The organism is Methanofollis sp., assembly GCF_028702905.1.
In the GTDB taxonomy this organism is placed as follows: domain Archaea; phylum Halobacteriota; class Methanomicrobia; order Methanomicrobiales; family Methanofollaceae; genus Methanofollis.
The window spans coordinates 26,983-33,000 of record NZ_JAQVNX010000017.1; the positions used below are offsets into that span (position 1 = coordinate 26,983).

Here is a 6,018-nt window from a genome sequence, read left to right on the forward strand (position 1 = left end):
TCATCATATGAATAGAGTTGTCGAGTTCTTGCCATACTCAAAAGAGTGCGTTTTTTGTGGCTCATATCGTGAGTGTCTAGAACGCGTACCCTTCCTCCTTCGGTTTTAAAGTGCATGAACAGATGGTTAACTGCTTGGACCGGAGAAGATGTCCTACAAAAATTGCGAAGTTAAGATAATGTGAATTATAATGCTGCGCAGGAGAAAATTTCCTTTATATTCTCTTCTATAGTGTATTGGATCCTGCACAGATCCTGATCCAATCGTTGATGATCTACAGACACGCACCGTCAGTTACCGTATTACCTGGTGCTATCAGAGATGACAGCGCTCCCTCCTCCCCCTGGATAGATCCCCCTACTCCTCCCCGATATCCTCGTTCCACAGATCTGGATTCGCGGCAATGAAATCGGTCATCAGGCGCACGCACTCCTCGTCGTCCAGGACGACCACGTCTACACCCCGACTTCGGAGATACTCCTCCGGTCCCTGGAAGGTCCGGTTTTCGCCGATCACGACCCTGGGTATTTTGTAGAGGAGGACCGTCCCGCTGCACATGTCGCAGGGGGAAAGAGTCGAGTACAGCACCGCCCGGCGGTACTCCTCCGGCTTGAGGCGGCCGGCATTCTCCAGGCAGTCCATCTCGGCGTGTAAAATGGCGCTGCCCTTCTGCACCCTCCGGTTGTGTCCCCGGCCGACGATTGTGCCGTCGATCACCAGCACCGAGCCGATGGGGATCCCGCCCTCGGCACGTCCCTGTCTGGCCTCTTCGATGGCGGCCTGCATGAATTTGTCCATTGAAACGACACCCGGATAGAGAAAGTGCTTGACGGCCCATGAACATTCCGGTCGCCGAAACTGCCGGGGTCGAGCGGTCGGGCAGGGAAGCAACCAAAACTATTTCTCACCTGGATAGTATTCCAACCACAAAAGGGGGGAAATCTGTGAGACGGTATATTCTATTGGCATGTCTCTGTGTCATGCTGGCCGGGCATGGCCTTGCACAGACAGGAGAAACAGGTGACGTGGATGCTTTCCGGCAGATACTGGAACAGGACAACTTCAGCGTGCAGGAAGGCGGGATCGGGCATTTCGATCTCATCAAATTGTATGACGCAGGAGCGCTGCCTTCTGCATATGGAAACAATCCCGCGACAAAGTATCTGGCATATTTCGTTCCGCCGGCACCCGGGGGTACGATCGACGAACAGATAGCAGAGATAACGAAAACGCTTGGAATGAGCGGGAACACATCTGCATTCTGGAATCTCGGTCCCGACGAAGCCGTTATCTTCGTAGGACAAACGCCGCCGGAGTGCAGGTACTTCGGGTACGATAATTATCTCATGAGCAGGACGTATGGCAACGAGACCAGGTGGATCTTTGCCAACATGGGCGATTCGCTGAACAACCAGATCATCAAGACGGAGGGGTCGCCTGGAGACCCGTACAACCAGACGACGATAGTCGTCGCCACGGCTGACAGGGGCATCGACGAGCGCATCCGTGCTGCCGCACGTTCGGCGGGATATTCGGACGAGATGATGAACACCCAGGTGTTTCCGTCGTCCATCCTGAATATGGGCCTCGACAACACCTCCGATACGTTCGCCATATTTATCCGCCCGTCCCTCTTCACCGACAAGCAGGTAGGCGACGAGTACATCGACAACACGTCTGCGACTATCCTCCGCGTGACGCCGAAAAACACGACCCAACTCGACCCGTATGAGTCTCCGGATATGCGGGTCAAGGGAACCGGGAAGACGGAGCTTGACCTTACGGACGATCTCAACGACCTCAGGAACGCGATTCTCGAGAAGTACAGCAACCTGAGCGCCACGGAGCTTCCGACGGCTCCGGGGTTCCCGCAAGGGATTGACGCTATCCAGCGGGGGATCGATGCCGTAGGCCCGAGCAACGATGCAACATATTTATGGAGCGCAAACCAGGCTGTCAATTCGCCGACGCCGCCCTTCTTCGACACCACGCAGTACTACGACTTCCTGCGAAACCCGCCGCTCACTCTCGGGAACGATACGAATGAATTCATCATTGTCTACGGGGTCAACCACGTAGCCACGGGCAAGGCGACGTACTCGAGCTTCACTCTCAATGGAGCGGATGTGTGGAATGGCGTCGGATCGATCACCGACGCGGACTTCAGCGGAACTGCTGAAGAGTATCTCCCCGACAATCCCAACGCGAAATACCTGTACGTCTACAAGATCGCGAGGGACTGCGAGGGTGACCCGCACTGCTTCGAGCTTCCCTCCGGTATAGGAAGTTACGGCATCGAGCCCGACCAGCCGATCTTCATTCTCTGGAGGAGCTACCTGGAGAGTGCTACGAAAACAGCCCCGTCCTACAACGAGATCGTGTACGACAGGGCCATAAAGTTCGAGCCGGCGGGTTAGGACTGGAAGAGGCCGGGAGAATCCCGGCTCCAACCCGTTTATTCGGCTCTGGAGAATTCGGCGTGAACCTTCGTTTCAAGCACACGCGATTGAACATTTTCTGAGCAGCGCTCCAGCGTGTGGGCGGATCCCTCTCCTTCTTCAGGATATGTCAGCATGCGGTAGGGAACCATATATCGGTTGTTTGCCTGGATGACAGAATGCACGAGTAGAGCAATCGGACCGGGATACAACCAAAACTATTTCTTGCCCGGATGGTATTCCACCCCCAGAGGGGGGAAGAGTTTGAGACGGTACATCCTCTTTGCAATTCTCGTGGCCATGCTGGTCGGGCACGGCCTTGCACAGACAGGAGAAACGGGTGACGTGGATGCTTTCCGGCAGATACTGGAACAGGACAACTTCAGCGTGCAGGAAGGCGAGATCGGCTATTTCGATCTTATTAAACTCTATGATTCAGGGGTGCTGCCTTCCGCATATGGAAACAATCCGGCCACAAAGTATCTGGCATACTTCGTTCCGCCGGCACCCGGATATCCGGTCGACGAACGGATAGCAGAGATAGCGAAAACACTTGGAATGAGCGGGAACACATCTTCTTTCTGGAGTCTCGGTCCCGACGAAGCTGTTGTCTTCGTAGGACAGACACCGCCTGAGTGCAGGTACTTCGGGTACGATTATTATCTCATGAGCAGGATCTATGGCAACGAGACCAGGTGGATCTTTTCCAACATCGCCGATTCGCTGAACAATCAGGTCATCAACACGACCGGAGGGTCGGGAGATCCGTACAACCAGACGACGATTACCGTCGCTACGGCCGACAGGGGCATTGACGAGCGTATCCGTGCCGCCGCCAGATCGGCGGGATATTCGGACGACATGATGAACACCCAGGTGTTTCCGTCGTCCATACTGAATATGGGCCTCGACAACACCTCCGATACGTTCGGCATATTTATCCGCCCGGCCCTCTTCACCGACAAGGAGGCAGGCGCCGAGTACATCAACAATACCCCGGCGACCGTCTTCCGCGTGACGCCGAAAAACACGATCGAACTCGACCCGTACGAGTCTCCGGATCTGCGGGTCAGGGGAACAGGGAAGACGGAGCTTGACCTTACGGACGATCTCGAAGATCTCAGGGCCGCGATTCTTGAGAAGCACAACAACCTGAGCGCCACGGAGCTTCCGACGAGTATCGGATTCCCGATGGGGAATGATGCTATCCAGCGGGGAATCGATGGTGTCGGCCCCAGCAACGATGCAGCGTATCTCTGGAGCGCGAACCAGACTGTCAACTCGCCGACGCCGCCCTTCTTCGACACCACGCAGTACTACGACTTCCTGCGAAACCCGCCGATCACCCTCGGGAACGATAAGAACGAATTCATCATCGTCTACGGGGTCAACCACGTAGCCACGGGCAAGGCGACGTACTCGAGTTTCTCCTTATATGGGGCTGATGTGTGGAATGGCGTCGGATCGATCACCGACGCGGACTTCAGCGGAACTGCCGAGGAGTACCTCCCTGACAATCCCAACGCGAAGTACCTGTACGTCTACACGATCGCGAGGGACTGCGAGGGTGACCCGCACTGCTTCGAGCTCCCCTCCGGTATAGGAAGTTACGGTATCGAGCCTGACCAGCCGCTCTTCATTATCTGGAGGAGTTACCTGGAGGGTGCTACGAGTACCGGGCCGTCCTACAACGAGATGGTGTACGACAGGGCGATAAAGTTCGAACCCACGGGTTAGGACTGGAAGGGGCCGGGAGGCTTCAGGGCCGATCCCGGCTCCAACCCGTTTATTCGGATCTGGAGAATCAGGCATGATCCACGGAAGCATACGCGATGAACATTCCTGTGGGCGTGTGGGATGTGCACGGATCCGTGCTCCCTCTTCGGAGCAAGACACCATGCGGGAACACTATCGAATTGCCGCCCCGGCGCGATCGATGTGGGGAGGCGGTTGAATTATACCGGATCCAGGAAAAGGAGAGGCATTCTACAGGGCCAGAGGGCCATTTTTCTTCTTCGCGCCTGGTTTGCACCGGGCGATATCTCGCTGGCAGCCGTTGATCGATGATTGAGGCATGGATGCGAGGTTTCCATGGTGTTTACACTCGCGCCGGGATCACGGCCGGAGAGACCTGCCTCACGATCGCCCGTGCCGGGTGTTCTTCGGATCGTGTGTAAATTATCAGGGGTAGCTGTACACACTTCTCTTTACGTACTCTGTACACAGATCCCGGTAAGGATCGGCTTTTTTCCCTCGGCCGCCCGGTTGCCACCACCCTGGCGCGAACCGGGCGCGAGGGTGCAAGGGTCGGGTTCGTCGTCGTCGGTCCGGACGTCCGCCTTCGCCGTCCACTCGAGGCGGACCCGGAGCGTCCTGGAAGGGGTGTATCGATGCTATGGCAATCCCGTTGACATCTCCCTCCCGGCGGCATATCAAGATACAAAATATGGGACGTTCATAAGAATTGTCTGTGAAAAAATACGCCAGACAGGATCAGATCTCGATGGCGACCTGGGCCGCGGACTGCGCCGAACGGGTGCTTCCGTTTTTTGAGGAGGCGTATCCGGAGGACGACCGCCCGCGCAATGCCATCGAAACATGCCGGAGATGGGCCAGTACGGGCGTGTTCAGGATGGCCGAGATCCGCGGCGCTTCTCTTGCCGCCCATGCCGCCGCCCGCGACGCGAAAGAAAATGACGCGGCCTGTTGTGCCGCACGTGCCGCAGGCCAGGCGGTGGCGACTGCGCATGTCCCGCAGCACGCCTACGGGGCGGGGTACTATGCCCTGAAAGCCGTGGCGGCGGCCGGGGGCGACGTTGGCGGGGAATGGGAGTGGCAGTCGGAGCGTCTCCCTGAGCGGTTGCGGGAGGAGATAATGGGGAGGATCGTTGTGCTGGAGCAGGGGGTCGGGGTCTCTATTAAATTGAGGAAGGGGGAGGGTTTTTGATAGTTTATTCTCGAAGGCACGTTTTGATCCAATTATTTAAGACTTCCAATTGTTCTGAGGTATGAAACCAGTGTTCCCCATTTTTCATAATAGTTAGATTGCAATGAAAACGTTGCACAAATTTTTCTACAACAGTACGATCTGTAAGTTCGTCATGCTCGCCATACAATATTGCTGTTGGAACCTCCCATTGTGTAATCGGGTGATTTTGAGCATAGAGGAGATATTCCCACGAAAGAGTTTGTCCAGAGGAAGTGGGGATAATACGTTCACGCTCAAGCTGTGTTTCCGATACATTTGCCCGGAGCATCATAGTGGAAATAAGTTGTTTCATATCAAGAATAGGGGAAACAAAAAGGCTTTTTTCCAGCAGTTCATTTTCAAAACTCAATATACTGAACCATGCACCAATGCTGTTAGCAAACAGAGAAATGTGTGTCCACTGGCCTTTGATATAGTCCATAACAGACACGAGTTCTGGCACGACGTGCCACGGGTCAAATGAATCTGTTTCTCTTTTGCGTTCTCCATGTTCGGGCAAGTCGATACTCAAAACTTGCCACGCATAATGACTGGCTATATGAGCAAACGCTTCCGCTTCTTCTTTACGCCCGGACTGTCCGTGTATGTATA

Annotated in this window: 5 protein-coding genes; 3 read left to right on the plus strand and 2 right to left on the minus strand. The window is 55.2% G+C overall.

Features of this window, described 5'->3' with window-relative positions; translation table 11 throughout:
- Positions 1 to 357 precede the first annotated feature (357 nt).
- Entirely contained in the window at positions 358 to 798 is a 441-nt protein-coding gene (locus PHP59_RS03710; RefSeq protein ID WP_300163788.1) for a nucleoside deaminase, read from the minus strand.
- Between the two features lie 38 nt (positions 799 to 836).
- Between PHP59_RS03710 and PHP59_RS03715 the strand changes: the two genes are divergently transcribed.
- The 3 genes from PHP59_RS03715 to PHP59_RS03725 all read left to right on the plus strand — a co-directional run bounded on the left by PHP59_RS03715 (position 837) and on the right by PHP59_RS03725 (position 5,385).
- Entirely contained in the window at positions 837 to 2,417 is a 1,581-nt protein-coding gene (locus tag PHP59_RS03715) for a hypothetical protein (protein ID WP_300163791.1), read from the plus strand.
- 285 nt (positions 2,418 to 2,702) lie between these two features.
- A complete protein-coding gene (locus PHP59_RS03720) occupies positions 2,703 to 4,175 on the plus strand; it encodes a hypothetical protein (protein WP_300163794.1) in 1,473 nt (490 codons plus the stop codon).
- Positions 4,176 to 4,908: 733 nt separating this feature from the next.
- Positions 4,909 to 5,385 carry a putative immunity protein gene (locus tag PHP59_RS03725; protein ID WP_300163797.1) on the plus strand — a complete coding sequence of 159 codons (477 nt, stop codon included), beginning with the start codon at positions 4,909 to 4,911 and terminating at the stop codon, positions 5,383 to 5,385.
- A 4-nt stretch (positions 5,386 to 5,389) separates the two neighbouring features.
- Here PHP59_RS03725 and PHP59_RS03730 read toward each other — a convergent pair.
- A partial coding sequence (locus PHP59_RS03730; RefSeq protein ID WP_300163800.1) for an alpha/beta hydrolase occupies positions 5,390 to 6,018 on the minus strand: 629 nt, incomplete at its 5' end.

Coding starts and splice junctions, on each gene's coding strand:
- PHP59_RS03715 (WP_300163791.1), top strand. CDS start 837: ATGAACATTCCGGTCGCCGAAACTGCCGGGGTCGAGCGGTCGGGCAGG.
- PHP59_RS03710 (WP_300163788.1), bottom strand. CDS start 798: ATGGACAAATTCATGCAGGCCGCCATCGAAGAGGCCAGACAGGGACGT.